Genomic DNA, 16,148 nt, shown 5'->3' with positions numbered 1-16,148 from the left:
GGCTGTCCCGGTGAGACCTGGCAATGGACGGTTGGCGATCGGTCTGACCGCCATCGCGGTCCTGGCCGTGGCCGGTGGTGCTGCCTTCGCGGCTGATCGCGGTCCGACGACGTCCCCGTCCACCGCTGCGTTGCCGCTGGCCCCTACTCCGTCAGGAGACGCCGTACCGACGGTCTCGGTGAACCTCGCTGAACTGCCGACCGGGCGGTCTCCGCAGGTGGCCTACCTGAGCGGGCGGGTGGTCAAGGGCGGCCTCGGTGGCGACATCACCGTGCCCGGCAAGCAGGCGATCATGGGCGCAGTCCGGTACGACGGCGAGGCGATGGTGATCCTTGAGGTCGGTGTCGGCGGCTCGGAGCTGGTGCAGGTCAGCGAGAGCACGGGCATCGAGCCGGGTACCCGCATCCCGGACGTCGCGAGCCTGGTGACCTCGGTCGACGAGGACATGATCGCGTTCGGGACGGCCCGACGGAACGCCGACAACACGTCCGCACGGGGCAACACCGTCTATCTGCGCAGCAGCTTTGTCGACGAAGAGCTGCGCCGGCCCAACGACTGGGCGTCAACCGTGCTGGCGGTGGTTGGCGACACGGTGTACTTCGCAGCGCAGACCGATCGCGACGGCCAGACCTCGACGCTCAACGCCTGGCACTGGAAGACCGGCAAGGTCGACCTCCTGAGCTCCTTCAAGTCGCCGGCGGACGTGGACTTTCAGGGTGCACGTGGGGTGGACCAGCTGTCCGGGGCCGCTCAGACGTTCTGCTCGGCGATCCGGCAGCTTGCCGACGGCAAGCAACTGTGGCGGACGTGCGAATACTCACTCAACGGCTTCACGCCGGGTGGCGGCACCGTGTTCGCGACTCCAGACTTCCGTGGCGAGGGCGGCGATCCGTCCACGACCGCGATCGACAGCCGGACTGGCGAGGTACTGCGGCGGTGGACCGGCGTGCAGTTCCTCGGCACGGTCGCGGAGGACGACGATCATCTGCTGATGGCGGTCGACACCGGGGAGAACACCGCCGGCGCGATCATCCGGTGCAGCATCGGCTCGGGTAGCTGTGAGTTGGCGACCAGTGTCGCGAAGACGGCCCGACGAGATGACCTTCGGCTGCTGGGAAGCCGGACATGAAGGGACTTGTCGCAGCCGTCGCCGCAGTCACCGTCGGCGCCGTCGTCCTGGGCGCCACGATCGCCGCTCGTCGAGGTCCGGAAGATCAAAGCCTGTCCGCGCCACCGGCGCCGCTCTCCCCCGGGCCGACCAAAATCACACTGTCGGTGCCGGGGCTCGCGCAGGGTGATACGCCGCGGATCCCTTACCTGGTTGGGCGCGAGGTCCGCGGCGGTGGTGATCCGGTCCCGGTTCCCGGGGTTGAGGACATTCTCGAGTTCACTCGCGTGGGCGGCGCCGTACTGGCTGTCACGACAACCGACGTGGACGGGTCGCGAGTTCAACGGCTCAATGCCGGCGGGGCCGCCGTCGTACAGGGTGCTGATCACCTGGTCGCCAACGAGGACCACAGCGCCGCTGCGTACGCCGCGTATCAGGGCGGCACTTCGCCGACCGAGGGCGGCATCGTTTTCGCCGACACCGGTACGGCGTTGCAGTCGCTCAAGCTCTCGAAGGGCTGGAACTTTCGGGTGCTGGCGTATGCCGGCGGCAAGGTCTACTACCAGTCCTCCGACGTGCTCGGCTCGGGTGCGACCTGGTCGACGTATGCCTGGACTCCGGGTCAACCGTCGGCGGTCTTGGCTCCGACGATCCCTTCACTGACTGCTCTGACCGCGGACGGGAAGACGGCAGCCTCGACCTTGGTGACCAACGACGCGGGCTCGTGTTCGGCGATCAGCTCGGTCGATACCGGGCAGCGCGCGTGGAAGACGTGCGGCTACGGGCTGACGGCGTTCACGCCCAACGGCAGCACGGTTTTCGGCGCTCCTACCAACGACCAGAGCTCATGCATCTCCGCCACGGCGGCACTCGACGCAAGCACCGGCAAGTTGCGGCACGAGTGGCGCGGGTGCGTCCTGGGCGCGGCGCCGGAAGACGACGACCACCTGCTGATGGTCGCCGCCGTCTCTGCCGCCGACACCACCCGCCCGACCGCCGCCATCGTCCGCTGCACCATCATCACCGGCGCCTGCGAACTAGCCGCGCCCACGACCAAGGACCACCTCTTGCTCAGCAGGTAGGAGGCCTGTTTGTCGGATGATCGCGCGGGCACCCGGTGCTCATGACTGTGAAGCTCAACAAGACCGCGTTCGATCATGCCAAGGAGCTGGTGCGGAAGGGGCAGACCGTCAAGGACGAGCGGGACGACTGGAGCGAGCACGCGCCGTCCGCCGACGACGAGAACGCCTACCTCGACAAGCACGGCTTCACCGAGTACGGCCAGTGGTACCTCGGCATCGACACCGAGATGAACGATGACACCAAGGGCCACTACAAGTTCCCGTACGGCGACTTCCGCCGGGTGCACCGCTGTGGCGTGATCAGCGCCGAGTCCCGCGCCGCCCAGAACGACTACGACGACATCACCCAGGCCGTCGCCAACCTCCACGAACTCCTGGACGGCGACCACGCCTAACGACGGAGAAAGGTGATCAGGCTCTCGGCCAGTACGGCGGGAGCCTGCTCGGCGACGTGATGGGTGGAGTCGATGCCGTGGCCGGTGATCTGCGGACACCATGACCGCCAGATCGCGAGCGGATCGCCGTACAGCTCCTCCATGTCGTCACGCGTCGACCACAACATCATCGCCGGGCAAGTGATCCGGCGACCGGCCGCACGGTCCTCCTCGTCGTGACGGCGGTCGATGCCGACGCCCGCGCGGTAATCCTCCAGCATCGCGTGCACGGTGGCGGGATCCCGGATCGCGGCCAGGAAGTCGGCGTGGTTCTCGGGTCCGAGCTGGTCGGGTCCGTTGCTGGACCACGCGTTGTACCAGGTCTCCGGGTCCGCGCAGATCACCCGCTCGGCAGGCTTCGCGGTCTGCGCGAAGAACCACCAATGCCACCAGGCCTCCGCGAACTTCGCGTCACATCGCTCCAACGCCTCCACGGTCGGAATCCCGTCGATCACCACCAGCCGCGTCACCCGCTGCGGATGATCCAGCGCGGTCCGGTAGGCGACGCGCATCCCGCGATCGTGGCCCACGACGGCAAACGTCTGGTGCCCGAGCAACTCCATCAGGTTGACCATGTCACCGGCCATCGCCCGCGCCGAGTACGGCGTGTGCTCCGCATCCGTCGGCGGTTTCTCGGAACCGCCGTACCCACGCAGATCCGGGCACACCACCGTGAACCCGGCAGCGACGAGACGCGGCGCCACGTCGTACCAGGTGGTATGCGTGCGTGGGTGTCCGTGCAGTAAGACGACGGGCGGACCCGAACCGCCGTACCGGACCCGGATCCGCACCCCGCCGACGTCCACCTGCTCAAGTGCAAAGCCCTCGAACACGGCGTCAGTCCTTCGCGATGACGCAGAACTCGTTGCCTTCGGGATCGCGCAGTACGACGAACTCGTGCTCGTCGGGGTACGACCACCGGTCAGGTTTGGTCGCACCGAGCGCCAGCAGGCGGTCGATGTGATGGTCGCGGTCGCTGGTGTAGAGGTCCAGGTGCACCGGTGTCGGCTGATCGGGGATCGCGTCCGCGCGCTGGATCAACACCGAGGGCCCGGTGCCGGCCGGGTCCTTCAGATGCGCGAACTGGTCGTGGTCGCCGATCCGCTCCGGCCGCTGGTAGCCGAGGGCGGCCGCCCAGAAGTCGGCGGCGCGATCCATGTCGGTCGCGTTCACACAGACGGTCGCGAGCCGGAGATCACCGATCTCGGCCGGGCGTGCGGTCATGACTTCCTCCAGAAGGCGATCCGGGGACGGGTGTGGTCGAAGGTCTTGGGCATGGGGCCGGCGAGCAGGCTGCGCGTCCGCGGATCGAGGTCCAGGGTGTTGTGGTCGAGTAGGTAGCTGATCGCGCTGCTGGTGGTCAGCAGTACGACGTTCTCGCCCGGGCAGCGCGCCGGTCCGGCACTGAACGGGATGATCGGCCAGGCGCGCTCGGTCCGGCGGTCCAGCCAGATGTCCGGCTCGAAGCGATCGGCGAACTCGAGCGCCTCGTCGTCGCGATGGAACACCGAGCTGACGATCGCGAACTGCGTCCCGGCCGGCAGCGTCTGACCGCGCCACACGGTGTCGGTGCGTGATTCCCGCAGTACGACGAGCGTGGTGGGCCAGAGCCGGAGCGACTCCTGCACCGCACCACCGGCCAGGGCGAGCAACGGCGACGACTCCGGATGCTGAGCCTCGGTCGCGATCCGGTCGGCCAACTCGGGCTGGGTCGCCACCACAGCAAGGGCTCGCCAGATCGCGATCCCGGCCGCATCGAAGGCGAACAGCCAATGCGGGACCTGCCCGGTGGGGTCCACGTCGCCCTTGTCAGGCGGGAGCATCGAGACCAGGCTGCCCGGTTCAGCCGCCTCGACGTACCGGTCGATCGCTTCCGCGAAGTTCCGCCGTACGGCGTTCTGTCGCGGCGCGAACTCGGCCCAGTTGGCGGCGGCGCGGAGCTTGTCCAGCTCGTCGGTCAGCTCGGTGCCGTCGCGGGCCGCATCCCCGAGGACGATCCGGCGCACGATCCGCGACCAGACGTCACGGAACTCCAACCAGCCAACGGTTTCGGTGAGTTCGGCCAGCTCCTCGTGGATGAGCTTCCGCATCTGGTGCGCATGCTCGTGGACGGGCTGATGCGTCTGGAGGACCTGCTCGTTGAGGTCGCGCCGCGGCCGGCGCAGAGGTGGATCGGTGATGAGCACCGCATGCGGCTGGAAGTGCCGGAGTGCGCCGATCTTCTCGGTCGTCGCTGCGGAGAACGGCATCGGCGTCATCTCCAGCACCCGATGGACATCCTCGGGCGTGGTCACGAGAGCGATCGTGCGCCCGGCAATCCGGATCGGGACCGGGCGACCGTCGTACCGGGTGCGCAATCGCCGTACCTGCCGCAAGGCCCGCTCGTCGACCTGCAGACGCTCGGCGAGCCGCATGGCCCGCTGCCGGCGCAGGATCGCGCCCCGAGCCACGACGGGCAGCAGGACGTCGCGGATCGCGCGGCCGGAATCCAGGAGTGACATGCTCGGCCGGTTCCCGGTGCGGCGTTGGCGAAACGGCGGTTTAGGGCGGCCGGGGGCGGTAACCGGCGGGGGTATGAAACTCGGGTTCAAACTCATCGCCGAGGCCTACGGCCCGCTGGAGATCGTCGAGCAGGCGGTCCGCGCCGAGGCGGCCGGATTCGACTTCGTCGAGGTCAGCGACCACTTCCATCCCTGGGTCAGCGAGCACGAGCACTCGGGGTTCGCGTTCTCGATGCTGGCGGCGACGGCCGCGAAGACGTCGACGATCGGGCTGGCGACCGGCGTGACCTGCCCGTTCATCCGGTACCACCCGGCCGTGATCGCGCAGGCTGCCGCGACGACGGCAATCCTGTCCGGCGGCCGCTTCACGCTCGGTGTCGGCGCGGGCGAACGCCTCAACGAGCATGTGGTCGGCGCCGGTTGGCCGGCGGTCGCGGCCCGGCATGAGATGTTGCGTGAGGCACTGGAGATCATCCGGCTGCTGTGGAGCGGCGGCTATCAGTCGTACGACGGGAAGCATCTGCGGCTCGAGGACGCCCGGGTCTTCGACCTGCCGGACGTCCTGCCGCAGATCGCCGTCGCCGCCGGCGGTCCGTTCGCCGCGCGGATCGCGGGCGAACTCGGCGACGCATTGTTCGCCACCGAACCCAAGGGCGAGCTGGTCACGGCGTACGAGAAGGCCGGCGGTAGCGGGCCCAAGTACGCCGAGATCCCGCTCGCCTGGGCTGAATCAGCTGACGAGGGGGCCGAGTCGGCCCGTCGACTGTTCCGCTTCGGCGTCACCGGCTGGAAGGTGCAGTCCGAACTCCCCAACCCGGTGAACTTCGACGCCGCCACCACCCTGGTCACCGCCGACCACATGAAGGATCAGTTCGCGTGTGGGCCTGACGTCGCCCGTCATCTGGAGGTGGCCAAGCAGTTCACTGAAGCCGGCTACGACCACCTCGCGTTGATCAACGCAGGCCCGGACATGGACGGCTTCTTCGACTTCTTCGCCAATGAGCTCGGCCCGGCCCTGCGCAACGGATAGCGGTCTTACTTCGCCTGGTCCAGTTGCTCCAAGGCCCAGACGGCCCAAGCGCGGACGGCGGGGAGCACGTAGAAGGCTCGCTCGGCGGCCAACCGGCCGACGGCGAGCGGGTCTGCCAGGTGCTCCTCGCCGACTCGGTCCATCTGTGCGCGGATGCGGGCGAGGTTGGTGTCGGCGTTGTCGATGTAGCGCTGCAGGGCGCCGGCCCGGACTACACCGTCGTACAGATCGGTCGCACCCATGCCCTGATCCGCCCGGACGGCTACATCGCCGCGTTGAGTACGATCCCCACGATCAACACCCCTGTGTGAGGAGGCACAACTTCATGAAGCGCACCACGACCCGCCTCGTCGCCCTGGCGGCGGCGACCGCCACCGCCATGGTCCTGGCCACCGCCCCGTCGTTCGCCTACCCCACCACCGCCACCGCGACGACAGGTGCGGGCTACGGCTACTTCAACGGCGAGACCCAGGTCATCGCCGTTCACGATTCGCACAAGGACGGCCAAGGCGTGGCGATCCTCTACTACCGCTACGACCTCGCCAAGACCGGCCCGTACTACGCCTGGAACCAGGAAGGCAACGGCACCACCACGTACCTCTACCTGAACATGCCTTCCAACACCACCATCAAGATGTACGCGTGCCCGGAGAAGGAAGGCATTGTCATCAACAGCGAGTGCGGTTCCGGAGTCTTCGCGACCGTCCCGATCTGACGGTCATCACGCCGCGCCCTCCTTGGTTGCCCGATGCAACGGACACCCGGTGCCGGCCCGAGCGGCCAGGTCGGCGCGGAGCGCGGACAGCTCGGCCAGCCGGTTGTCCAGGATCTGGATCTTTTCACCGAAGAGGGCCGACAGCGCCACGGCGGTATCTGGCGCGTCGCGAAGCTCCTCGCCGTGGCGCGCGATCTCGGCCAACGTGAACCCCAGCGTCTGCGCCGTACGGACGTAGTGGAGCCATTCCACGACCTCTGGCGCGAAGTCGCGGTACCCGTTGCCCAGCCGATCCCCGGCGACCAGTCCGACTTTCTCGTAGAACCTGATCGTGTCCTTGCTCATCCCCGTGCGGGCCGCCAGCTCCCCGATACGCATAACCCCTCCACGAATTTCTGGCTTGACCTTGGACTGCACTCCACTGTTTACGGTCGTGGGCGTCAGTAGTGCAACTCAAGGAGCCTTCCATGACTTATCTACGCATCGTCCGCGCCAGCGCCTGGTACGACGTGATCGTGACGGCCGGATTCGCGACGCCGTGGACCTACACGATGCTGCACGGCCTTTTGACGTCGGCAGGCGAGTCGCTGGGGCTCGGCGGGTTGCCTCCACTCGACCCGTTCCAGGTGCTCTACGCCAACCTGATGGGATCGGTAGTGGTCGTCTGGGCGCTCCTGCGGCTGATCAAACCGCTGGAGCTGCACGGCTTGCTCGACGGTATCGCCCGAGTCCTGTTCGCGTCGTGGCAGACCTATGCCCTCGCCCATGGCGCCACCCGGATCCTGTGGCTCTTCCTCGTGTTCGAGGCAGGGTTCGGCCTCGTCCAACTCATCCCCTGGCTCCGAAGGTCCCGCGCTTCCTCGGCAATCCCTTCCTGGTAAGGCGTCTTAGGCGAGGCCCTTGAGGAGTTGGCGGGCCATGACGATGCGCTGGACCTGGTTGGTGCCTTCGGCGATCTGGGTAATCTTGGCGGTTCAGACAGAGCAGCTGGGCCGCTGCCCCTTCTGCGTCGTGACTTGGCTTGGGATGAACGTTCGCACCACGGCTGGTCGGAAGAATCGGCTATTCGGTGCGTAGGGCGGTGGCGGTGCGGGTTCTGGCTGCCCAGCCGGCGGGGAGCATTGCGCCCACCGTGGCGATCACGAGTCCGCCCAGCAGCAGCGGGACGAGGACCGGCAGGTGATAGATCGCGATGTCGTCGTTAGGGATGGTGGTGCCGGCGGCCTGGCCCATGACCGGCACTACCGCGTTGTGCAGGACGATGCCGATCGGGACTCCGATCGCGCCTGCGAGCAGGCCGATGCCTGCGACCGACGTGATGACCATGGCGATGGTCTGCTTCGGCGACATGCCCAGGGCCTTGAACACGCCGAAGTCGTGGACGCGTTCTCTGGTGTCGAGCACGACGCTGTTGAGGACGCCGAGTCCGGCCACCGCGACCAGCATCAGGGTGAGCATCGCGGCCAGCGTGTCCATGGAGATGAGCGTGCTGCTCACCTGTGCGGAGTTGGGCTGGGCGGTGATGCCGTAGGGCAGCAGGGCAGCGTCGAGCGAGCCCAGGTAGCTCTGCCGGCTGGTTCCCTGTGCGAGGTCGATGTTGAACTGGACTGACTGCGGCAAGATGTAGGCACCGAGGCCGGCGAGGGAGGCGTCGTCGGTCAGCAGGACCTGCTGCATGGCGAATACCTCGCCGACGATACGCACCTGCGTGCTGTGGCCGTTGTTGGTCAGGTCGATGGTGTCGCCGATGTGGGTCCCGGTGGTGGTCAGGAAGCCGGACGGAACGACCGCCTCGCCGGCTTTGTAGAACCAGGACCCGGCAAGCAAGCGGTACGAGCCCCACGACGAGTCGCCCTGATAGGCGATCACGTTCGTCTCGCCGGCCACCCCAGCCACACCCACCCTGGTCCGGCCCGTGCTGAAGTACCTCCGGGTGCCCGGTTGAGCCCGGATCAGCGCCGCGATCTCGGCGGCATCGGCTTTCCTCGCCGGCCGGCTGCTCTCTTCCGGGACTGGAGGCGCTGGCGGCCCGGCCACCTGGACCACGACCGCGCCGGGCGACCTGCGGTTCAGATCGTCCTGGATGGCGCTCAACGAGATGGCCAGGCCGACGCCGAAGGTCACGCCGATCGTCCCGAGCACCACGGCGGCCGCCATCGTCGCCGACCGCGACGGCCGGCTGAACGGATTGGCCAGGCCCAGACTCACCGCGCGGGGCAGCGGCAGCCGCCCGAGCAGGTGCCTGATCAACCGTCCGCGCCCGGCCCGCGGAGTGTGCCCCACGGCGATGGCCTCGATAGTCCGTAACCGCCCGGCGCGCAAGGCGGGCGCCGTTGCCGTCGCCACCACCGCACAGAGGGCGACCGCGGGAACTGCGAGATCGATCCACGGGGCAACCGTCGCGGTACCAGTGCCCAGAGCGCCGCCCGCATCGCGTAGTTCCGGGATCGCCAGTAGGTTGCCGAACACGACACCCAGGCTGGTGCCGATCGACGCCGGGACAAGTGCCTGCCCGACGTAGGCGCGCACCACCTGCTCGGGGGAGAAGCCCAGGGATTTCAGGATGCCGATGCGCCGAGTCGCGGCGCCCACCGCGCCGCTGACCACGATGCCGATGATGAGAACCGACATGCACAGGCCGAGCACGCCGAAGGAGACCACGAACGGGACGAACGTCGCTGAGGTCTTGTCCGCGGACATCTTGATCGTCAGATAGGACGCCGCCTGCGTCATCGAGCCTGGTGGCGCGGCAGCGGAGATCGCGGCGCGGTGGTCAGTGACCTCCGCGTTCGTGGCCGCGCTGCTGAAGCGATACAGCATCTGGTAGCCAGGCGTCGTGCCCGGCACGGTCAGTGCCGCGAGCTGGGCCGGCGACACCCACGCCTCCGAGCTGTTGCCCGCCGATCTGGCCAGTCCGACGACGGTCAGTGCCGGCTTGCCCGGAAGGTCAGGGAAGGCCATCACGTCGCCTACGCCGAACGGCGCGTTGGTGGCGCTCAGCACGACCTCGCCGATCCGGACGGCCCATCGGCCGTCAGTGATCCGGAGCTCGTCGACCGGTCCGCCCGTGGTGGTGCGGCCGACGAGTTTCATGGGCGGCAACCGGTCGCCGACAGGCATGTCGCTGTGGTTCGCGCCGACGTGCGCCTGCAGGGACAAGACCGGGTACGGACCGGCGTCAGCGGTGACGCCGGGGACCTGCGCGGTGGCCGCGACCTGGGCGGTGGTCGCCTTGGTCCCGTCGAACTGCGCTGTCAGGTGGGCGCCGCGCTGTCCGTCGAAGCTCTCGTCGAATGACGCCTTCGCAGTCACGAGCAGTCCGGCTGCGAGCACGGACGCGGTGACCGCCATCATCGTGGTCAGCATCATCACCGCGGTCTGGATCCGTCGCCGTCCGATACCGGCGCGCACGACCTTGCTCAGGGCGCTCATCGGACCGCCCTTCGCTCATCGCGGAAGACCTTGCCGTCGACCAGTTCGAGCGTTCTGGTCGCGCAGGACCGGGCGAGTGCGACATCGTGGGTGACGAGCAGGATGGTCTGGCCGTCGGCGTTGAGTTCGATCAGAAGGGCTCTGACATCGGCCGCGGCGACGCTGTCCAGCGCACCGGTCGGCTCGTCGGCCAGCAGCAGTGCCGGCCGGTTCATCAGGGCCCTGGCGACTGCGACGCGCTGGCGCTCGCCGCCGGAAAGCCGGCCGGGAAAGGCGCGGGTATGCCGGGCGATACCGAGGCGGTCCAGCAACTCGGCGGCGCGGAGCTGGGCCTTGCCTCGCGGTATCCCGGACAGTTGCGCCGGTAGCAGCACATTGTCTTCGACGGTCAGGTCGTCCAGCAGGTTGAAGAACTGGAAGACCATGCCGATCCGCGCTCGCCGGTACTCCGCCGAGGCCGTCTCGGTCAGCTCGTCGACGCGAAGGCCGGCCACTGTGACGCTGCCCCGGCTTGGCTTGTCCAGCCCGGCAATCAGGTTGAGCAGAGTCGACTTGCCGCTGCCGGACGGACCGAGGACGGCCAGCGCGTCACCTTCCTGCACGTCAAGGTTCAGGTCGGCCAGCGCTGGCCGCCCCACGTCGTACGCCTTGCTCACGTCGCGGATCTCGATGATCGGCGCGGTCACGGTTCCTCCGGGGGCTAGGGGAATGGAAGTGAGCCCGACGCTAGGTACACAGCTCTGTCCGGCGCGTCGGCCACAGCGACGAATTCCGCTCCCCCACGGGGATGACGAGCACAAGGGTCATCCCTGCGGAGGATGCCGAAGTGTGGAGCGTCTTTCAGCGCCGGGACGGATGCGGCGAGGTCCGCTGCTAGCCACAATGGCCCGGTGAACACATCTGAGATCATGGACCGGTGGAACGCCGGCGTCACCGCGCTGCGGCGGCTCGCGCTCCCATCGCCGCGCCCGTCCCCCTGGGCTTGGGCAGCCGACGCGGTCCTGGCTCTCGCTCTGATCATCGGCGCGCTGGACGGTGCCCTGGGCAGGGACAGCAGCACCGAGTCCTGGACACCACCGACGCTGCCGGCGACGCCGCCCGGCGTGCCGATCCCACCGGCTCCCCCTACCGGGGTGATGACCCATCACTACGGCGCGGCCCATCCCTGGCAACTGCTCTTTGCCATCCTGGCCACCATGCCGCTGGCCGCACGGAGGAGGTATCCCCTCGCCGTGTTCTGGGCGGTGATCGGGGCGAGCGAGCTGTACCACCTCAGCCCGGGCTTCGACCCCACCTTTACCTTCGCCGCCTGCGTGATCGCGGCGTACAGCGCGGCAATGTACAGCCCCTACCAGGTAGCCGCGATCGCGAGCGTCTTCGCGGGCGTCGCGCTACTGGTCGCGACCCACAAGGAGAACGTGCCCTCGATCGGAACAGCCCCGGGCACGTTCCTCTTCCTCATCCTGATTCCGGTCGCACTCGTGACCAACACGATCTACACCTGGAAGCAGCGGGTGCGGACTGTGGAACTTGAGCAGGAGGCCACGACCCGGCAGGCAGTCGACCGGGAGCGCTCGCGGATCGCGCGAGAACTGCACGACGTTGTCACCCACAATGTCAGCGTGATGGTGGTGCAGGCCGGCGCGGCACGCAAGGTGATGCGGATGGCGCCCGAGAAAGCTCACGACGCGCTGCTGGCCGTCGAGTCCGGCGGGCGTGCCGCGATGACCGAGCTGCGACACACCATGGGCCTGCTCACTATGAACAGCGACGACCCGAACCTGTCGGCCGAGGCCGATCTCGCCCCGCCGCCGGGCCTTGGCCAGGTGGCCGAGTTGGCCGCCCGGATCCGCGATACCGGCGTACCTGTCGCACTGACCGTCACCGGACGGCCGGTCCCGCTGTCGGTTGGTCGGGACCTGGCGGCGTACCGCGTGGTCCAGGAAGCATTGACCAACACGCTGAAGCACGCGGTCGGCTCGCGAGTGAGCATCGCCATCGACCACGGTCCCCGTGGGGTGCTGGTGGAGGTGACCGACACAGGCGGGTCACCCGCGCCGTCGGCCCGCATCGGCAACGGCCGCGGTCTGATCGGCCTGCACGAACGGATCGCCATCTACGGAGGCACCCTGGAAACCGGCAAGCTGCCCGACGGGGGTTATCGGGTGCGCGCAGTCATCCCGGCGGAGGAGTCGTGACCGAACCGCTGCGTGTGGTGGTCGCCGACGATCAGGACCTGCTCCGGACCGGCTTTGCGATGATCCTCACCGCCGACGGGATCGAGGTCGTCGGACAGGCCGCAGACGGCGCGCGAGCTGTCGACGTAGTGCACAAAACCCGCCCGGACGTGGTGCTGATGGACATCCGCATGCCCGGCGTCGACGGCTTGGAAGCCACCCGGCAGATCGTGGCCGCTGACGTCGACCCACCTCGCATCATCATCCTGACCACGTTCGATCTCGACCAGTACGTGTACGCCGCGCTGGGCGCAGGTGCCAGCGGCTTTCTCCTTAAGGACGTCACACCGGAGCAGTTGGTCGCCGCCGTGCGCCTGGTGCGTGCCGGCGACGCACTGCTCGCCCCGAGCATCACTCGCCGCCTCATCGAGCGCTTCGCACCCCACGACGAAGTGGCCGCGACACTTCATCGCGATCTTTCCGCCCTCACCTCGCGCGAACTCGACGTGCTGCGACTCCTGGCCAAGGGACTGAGCAACGCCGAACTCGCCGCGAGACTCCAGCTGGGCGAGACAACGGTGAAAACCCACGTCGGCCGGATCCTGTTCAAGCTCAACCTGCGCGATCGCGCGCAGGCCATCGTCGTCGCCTACGAATCCGGACTGATCACACCAGGAGCAGCCGACGGGACCAGCCCGTGAGGACGCGGTTCGGCTTGTACACCAGCGGTGCCTCGCCGTGGATGATCGTGCCCAGACCGATGCCTTCGCCCAGCGGCTTCCACGCAGCTGCCGTTAGGGAAATCGAGGATTCGCAGAGCACCGACGTGCCGAACGGCGCGCACCACCTTCCTCCGGCCTCTGCCCTGGGGAAACAGGGTCAGGCGAGGCCCTTGAGGAGTTGGCGGGCCATGACGATGCGTTGGACCTGGTTGGTGCCTTCGTAGATCTGGGTGATCTTGGCGTCGCGCATCATGCGCTCGACGGGGTAGTCGTGGGTGTAGCCGTAGCCGCCGAGGAGTTGGACAGCGTCGGTGGTGACGGCCATGGCGACGTCGGAGGCGAAGCACTTGGCGGCGGCGCCGAAGTAGGTGAGGTTGGCGTCACCGCGCTCGGACTTGGCGGCGGCCGCGTAGGTGAGCTGGCGGGCGGCTTCGATCTTCATGCCCATGTCGGCGAGCATGAACTGCAGGCCCTGGAACTCGGCGATCGCCTTGCCGAACTGCTTGCGCTCCTTGACATAACCGAGGGCGTAGTCGAGCGCGCCCTGGGCAATACCGAGGGCCTGGGCGGCGATCGTGACCCGAGTGTGGTCCAGCGTGGCCATCGCCGTACTGAAGCCGGTGCCGGGGTCGCCGATCAGGCGGGCGGCCGGGATGCGGACGTTGTCGAGGTAGACCTCGCGGGTCGGCGAACCCTTGATGCCGAGCTTCTTCTCCGGGGCGCCGAAGGAGACGCCGTCGTCGGACTTCTCGACGACGAACGCCGAGATGCCCTTCGACCGGGCGTCCGGGTCGGTGACGGCGAAGACGGTGTAGTACTCACTGACGCCCGCGTTGGTGATCCAGCGCTTCACGCCGTTCAGCACGTAGTGATCGCCGTCGAGCACCGCGCGGGTCTTCATCGACACGGCGTCCGATCCGGCGTCGGGCTCCGACAGGCAGTACGAGAACATCGCGTCGCCGGCGGCCACCGGCGGCAGGTAGCGCTGCTTGACCTCGTCCGAGCCGGACAGCAGCAGCGGCAGCGAGCCGAGCTTGTTGACGGCCGGGACCAGCGAGGTCGCGGCGCAGGCCCGGGCGACCTCCTCGATCACGATCACCGTCGCGAGCGCATCCGCCCCGGCGCCGCCGTACTGCTCGGGGATGTGCGGGGCGTGGAAGTCCGAGGCCTTGAGCGCGTCGTACGACGCCTTCGGGAACTCGGCCAGCTCGTCCACATCGCCGGCGTTCGGGGCGACCTTGGCGTCGCAGACGTCGCGGACCGCCGCCCGGATCGCGTCGTGCTCCTCGGACAGCGCGTACAGGTCGAATGAGTTACTCACGAGTCACATGGTACGACGGATGCCGCCGTACGGGGAGTTGCCGGATGCACGAAGTGACGAACTCCGCACAGCGCGGAACCCCGTTGGCCATGAGCCGGTCACCGGGCGATAACCGCGATGGGTAGAGTCCCCGGCATGAGTGAAGCGACCTCCCGCCCGCTGCGGATCGCCGTGATCGGCACCAACTACCTCGGCGCGAACACCGCGGCCGGGATGGCCGAGTTCGGCTTCGACGTCGTCGGGGTCGAGATCGACGAACACCGGCTGAAGCTGCTGAACGACGGCAAGGCCCCGCTGTACGAGCCCGGCCTGGACCCGCTGCTGAAGAAGCACGTCGACTCCGGCCGGCTGCGGTTCACCAAGGACTACGCCGAGGTCGGCGACTGGGCCGATGTGTACTTCATCTGCGTCGGCACGCCGCAACTGGAAGGCAGCGAGGCCGCTGACCTGTCCCAGGTGCACTCGGTCGTCTCGATGCTCGCGCCGCTGCTGACGAAGCCGACGCTGGTGGTCGGCCGCTCGACGGTCCCGGTCGGTACGTCGAAGGTCGTCGAGGCGCGGTTCCACGCCGAGGCCCCGGCCGGGGTCGGTGTCGAGATCGCCTGGCAGCCGGAGTTCCTCCGTGAGGCGCACGGCGTCGACGACACACTGCACCCCGATCGGCTGGTCTTCGGCGTACAAACCTCAGCGGCAGAAGAGCGGCTGCGCGAGGTCTTCGCGACGCCGATCGGCGAGGGTACGCCGGTAGTCGTGTGCAACCTGCCGACCGCCGAACTGGTCAAGGGCGGCGCGAACGCCTTCCTGGCCACGAAGATCTCGTTCATCAACGCGCTGGCCGAGATGGCCGACGCGACCGGCGCCGACGTCACCCAGCTCGCCGACGCACTCGGCTACGACAAGCGGATCGGCCGCGGCATGCTGAACGCCGGCCCCGGGTACGGCGGCGGTTGCCTGCCGAAGGACCTGCGCGCGTTCATGCACCGCGCCGGTGAGCTCGGTGTCGAAGAGGTCATCACGCTGCTCCGCGAGGTCGACGACATCAACCAGCGGCGCCGCGCCAGCCTGGTCGACCTCGTCCACGAGGTCCTCGGCGGCGTCTGGATCGGCAAGAACGTGACCGTCCTCGGAGCCGCCTTCAAGGCCGGTACGGACGACGTCCGCGACTCACCCGCCCTCGACGTGGCCGGCCGGATCTCGCTGCACGGCGCCACCGTGACCGTCTACGACCCCGAAGCGATGGAGAACGCCCGCAAGGTGCGCCCGACGCTCCAGTACGCCGCCACCGCCGCCGAGGCTTGCGTCGGCGCCCACGCCGTACTGCACCTCACCGAGTGGCCCGAGTTCCGCGAACTCGACCCTGCTGCTCTCCGTGGCGCCGTCGAGAACCCCGTCATCGTCGACGCCCGCCTCCTCCTCGACGCCGCCAAGTGGCGCGCCGCCGGCTGGACCTACCGAGCCCCCGGCAAGCCCTAACCCCACTCCCCTCCCACCCATTTGATGGGCCCGCCCTCCACCCTGGCCGCGTCCCACCCCCATTTGATGGGTCAGCCCACCAGGTGGTGGGAGGGCCAACCGCATGCGACTAGCTCACCCACAACCAGATGGGTCAGCCCACCAAATGGGGCG

General features: G+C 68.3%; 17 protein-coding genes. 9 read left to right on the top strand and 8 right to left on the bottom strand.

Annotated features, from left to right (window positions below; all coding sequences use genetic code 11):
• Positions 1-10 precede the first annotated feature (10 nt).
• Genes ACFVWG_RS14785 through ACFVWG_RS14775 form a run of 3 tightly spaced genes read left to right on the top strand, consistent with a single transcriptional unit; the run spans position 11 to position 2,585 of the window.
• Positions 11-1,129, top strand: a complete 1,119-nt coding sequence (locus tag ACFVWG_RS14785) for a hypothetical protein (protein WP_391543773.1) — start codon at positions 11-13, stop codon at positions 1,127-1,129.
• Positions 1,126-2,190 carry a hypothetical protein gene (locus tag ACFVWG_RS14780; RefSeq protein WP_391543772.1) on the top strand — a complete coding sequence of 355 codons (1,065 nt, stop codon included), beginning with the start codon at positions 1,126-1,128 and terminating at the stop codon, positions 2,188-2,190. The genes ACFVWG_RS14785 and ACFVWG_RS14780 overlap by 4 nt, the downstream gene beginning before the upstream one ends.
• Positions 2,191-2,231: 41 nt before the next feature.
• On the top strand, positions 2,232-2,585 hold the full coding sequence (locus ACFVWG_RS14775; RefSeq protein WP_391543771.1) for a hypothetical protein: 354 nt from the start codon (positions 2,232-2,234) through the stop codon (positions 2,583-2,585).
• Here ACFVWG_RS14775 and ACFVWG_RS14770 read toward each other — a convergent pair.
• The 3 genes from ACFVWG_RS14770 to ACFVWG_RS14760 are packed head-to-tail and all read right to left on the bottom strand — an operon-like array spanning position 2,582 to position 5,125.
• Positions 2,582-3,457: an alpha/beta fold hydrolase gene (locus ACFVWG_RS14770; RefSeq protein WP_391543770.1), complete on the bottom strand. Its 876-nt coding sequence runs from the start codon at positions 3,455-3,457 to the stop codon at positions 2,582-2,584. The two genes, ACFVWG_RS14775 and ACFVWG_RS14770, sit on opposite strands and share 4 nt — an antisense overlap.
• A 4-nt stretch (positions 3,458-3,461) precedes the next feature.
• Positions 3,462-3,848 carry a VOC family protein gene (locus ACFVWG_RS14765; protein WP_391543769.1) on the bottom strand — a complete coding sequence of 129 codons (387 nt, stop codon included), beginning with the start codon at positions 3,846-3,848 and terminating at the stop codon, positions 3,462-3,464.
• Complete coding sequence (locus ACFVWG_RS14760; RefSeq protein WP_391543768.1) at positions 3,845-5,125, bottom strand: cytochrome P450; 1,281 nt, start codon at positions 5,123-5,125, stop codon at positions 3,845-3,847. Before ACFVWG_RS14760 ends, ACFVWG_RS14765 begins: the two co-directional genes overlap by 4 nt.
• 73 nt (positions 5,126-5,198) lie before the next feature.
• Here ACFVWG_RS14760 and ACFVWG_RS14755 point away from each other — a divergent pair, with 73 nt between their 5' ends.
• Complete coding sequence (locus tag ACFVWG_RS14755; RefSeq protein WP_391543767.1) at positions 5,199-6,155, top strand: TIGR03557 family F420-dependent LLM class oxidoreductase; 957 nt, start codon at positions 5,199-5,201, stop codon at positions 6,153-6,155.
• A 5-nt stretch (positions 6,156-6,160) separates the two neighbouring features.
• Here the strand turns inward: ACFVWG_RS14755 and ACFVWG_RS14750 are convergent, their stop codons facing one another.
• Entirely contained in the window at positions 6,161-6,397 is a 237-nt protein-coding gene (locus ACFVWG_RS14750; RefSeq protein WP_391543766.1) for a hypothetical protein, read from the bottom strand.
• Between the two features lie 83 nt (positions 6,398-6,480).
• On the opposite strand from ACFVWG_RS14750, the gene ACFVWG_RS14745 reads away from it, so the two are divergent.
• Positions 6,481-6,870 carry a hypothetical protein gene (locus ACFVWG_RS14745; RefSeq protein WP_391543765.1) on the top strand — a complete coding sequence of 130 codons (390 nt, stop codon included), beginning with the start codon at positions 6,481-6,483 and terminating at the stop codon, positions 6,868-6,870.
• Positions 6,871-6,876: 6 nt separating this feature from the next.
• Here the strand turns inward: ACFVWG_RS14745 and ACFVWG_RS14740 are convergent, their stop codons facing one another.
• Positions 6,877-7,248, bottom strand: a complete 372-nt coding sequence (locus tag ACFVWG_RS14740; RefSeq protein WP_391543764.1) for a MerR family transcriptional regulator — start codon at positions 7,246-7,248, stop codon at positions 6,877-6,879.
• Positions 7,249-7,337: 89 nt separating this feature from the next.
• Between ACFVWG_RS14740 and ACFVWG_RS14735 the strand changes: the two genes are divergently transcribed.
• Positions 7,338-7,751: a hypothetical protein gene (locus ACFVWG_RS14735; protein ID WP_391543763.1), complete on the top strand. Its 414-nt coding sequence runs from the start codon at positions 7,338-7,340 to the stop codon at positions 7,749-7,751.
• A gap of 181 nt (positions 7,752-7,932) precedes the next feature.
• Here ACFVWG_RS14735 and ACFVWG_RS14730 read toward each other — a convergent pair whose 3' ends face one another.
• A complete protein-coding gene (locus tag ACFVWG_RS14730; RefSeq protein ID WP_391543762.1) occupies positions 7,933-10,302 on the bottom strand; it encodes an FtsX-like permease family protein in 2,370 nt (789 codons plus the stop codon).
• Positions 10,299-10,988: an ABC transporter ATP-binding protein gene (locus tag ACFVWG_RS14725; RefSeq protein WP_391543761.1), complete on the bottom strand. Its 690-nt coding sequence runs from the start codon at positions 10,986-10,988 to the stop codon at positions 10,299-10,301. The genes ACFVWG_RS14730 and ACFVWG_RS14725 overlap by 4 nt, the downstream gene beginning before the upstream one ends.
• 204 nt (positions 10,989-11,192) lie before the next feature.
• On the opposite strand from ACFVWG_RS14725, the gene ACFVWG_RS14720 reads away from it, so the two are divergent.
• Positions 11,193-12,500: a sensor histidine kinase gene (locus ACFVWG_RS14720; protein WP_391543760.1), complete on the top strand. Its 1,308-nt coding sequence runs from the start codon at positions 11,193-11,195 to the stop codon at positions 12,498-12,500.
• Positions 12,497-13,180 (top strand): response regulator, encoded by a 684-nt coding sequence (locus ACFVWG_RS14715; protein ID WP_391543759.1) that lies wholly within the window; start codon positions 12,497-12,499, stop codon positions 13,178-13,180. Before ACFVWG_RS14720 ends, ACFVWG_RS14715 begins: the two co-directional genes overlap by 4 nt.
• A gap of 178 nt (positions 13,181-13,358) precedes the next feature.
• Here the strand turns inward: ACFVWG_RS14715 and ACFVWG_RS14710 are convergent, their stop codons facing one another.
• Positions 13,359-14,522 carry an acyl-CoA dehydrogenase family protein gene (locus ACFVWG_RS14710; RefSeq protein ID WP_391543758.1) on the bottom strand — a complete coding sequence of 388 codons (1,164 nt, stop codon included), beginning with the start codon at positions 14,520-14,522 and terminating at the stop codon, positions 13,359-13,361.
• Positions 14,523-14,657: 135 nt separating this feature from the next.
• Here ACFVWG_RS14710 and ACFVWG_RS14705 point away from each other — a divergent pair, with 135 nt between their 5' ends.
• The gene (locus ACFVWG_RS14705; protein ID WP_391543757.1) at positions 14,658-15,995 is read left to right on the top strand and encodes a UDP-glucose dehydrogenase family protein; all 1,338 of its coding nucleotides are present in this window, start codon (positions 14,658-14,660) and stop codon (positions 15,993-15,995) included.
• Positions 15,996-16,148: the final 153 nt, after the last annotated feature.

The organism is Kribbella sp. NPDC058245 (assembly GCF_042882005.1).
GTDB lineage: Bacteria > Actinomycetota > Actinomycetes > Propionibacteriales > Kribbellaceae > Kribbella.
This window is presented reverse-complemented; position numbering and strand designations above follow the sequence as displayed.

Excerpts from the sequence above, each read along its gene's own strand:
- ACFVWG_RS14780 (WP_391543772.1), top strand. The coding sequence starts at position 1,126 with ATGAAGGGACTTGTCGCAGCCGTCGCCGCAGTCACCGTCGGCGCCGTC.
- ACFVWG_RS14775 (WP_391543771.1), top strand. The coding sequence starts at position 2,232 with ATGACTGTGAAGCTCAACAAGACCGCGTTCGATCATGCCAAGGAGCTG.
- ACFVWG_RS14765 (WP_391543769.1), bottom strand. The coding sequence starts at position 3,848 with ATGACCGCACGCCCGGCCGAGATCGGTGATCTCCGGCTCGCGACCGTC.
- ACFVWG_RS14760 (WP_391543768.1), bottom strand. The coding sequence starts at position 5,125 with ATGTCACTCCTGGATTCCGGCCGCGCGATCCGCGACGTCCTGCTGCCC.
- ACFVWG_RS14755 (WP_391543767.1), top strand. The coding sequence starts at position 5,199 with ATGAAACTCGGGTTCAAACTCATCGCCGAGGCCTACGGCCCGCTGGAG.
- ACFVWG_RS14750 (WP_391543766.1), bottom strand. The coding sequence starts at position 6,397 with ATGGGTGCGACCGATCTGTACGACGGTGTAGTCCGGGCCGGCGCCCTG.
- ACFVWG_RS14745 (WP_391543765.1), top strand. The coding sequence starts at position 6,481 with ATGAAGCGCACCACGACCCGCCTCGTCGCCCTGGCGGCGGCGACCGCC.
- ACFVWG_RS14740 (WP_391543764.1), bottom strand. The coding sequence starts at position 7,248 with ATGCGTATCGGGGAGCTGGCGGCCCGCACGGGGATGAGCAAGGACACG.
- ACFVWG_RS14735 (WP_391543763.1), top strand. The coding sequence starts at position 7,338 with ATGACTTATCTACGCATCGTCCGCGCCAGCGCCTGGTACGACGTGATC.
- ACFVWG_RS14730 (WP_391543762.1), bottom strand. The coding sequence starts at position 10,302 with ATGAGCGCCCTGAGCAAGGTCGTGCGCGCCGGTATCGGACGGCGACGG.
- ACFVWG_RS14705 (WP_391543757.1), top strand. The coding sequence starts at position 14,658 with ATGAGTGAAGCGACCTCCCGCCCGCTGCGGATCGCCGTGATCGGCACC.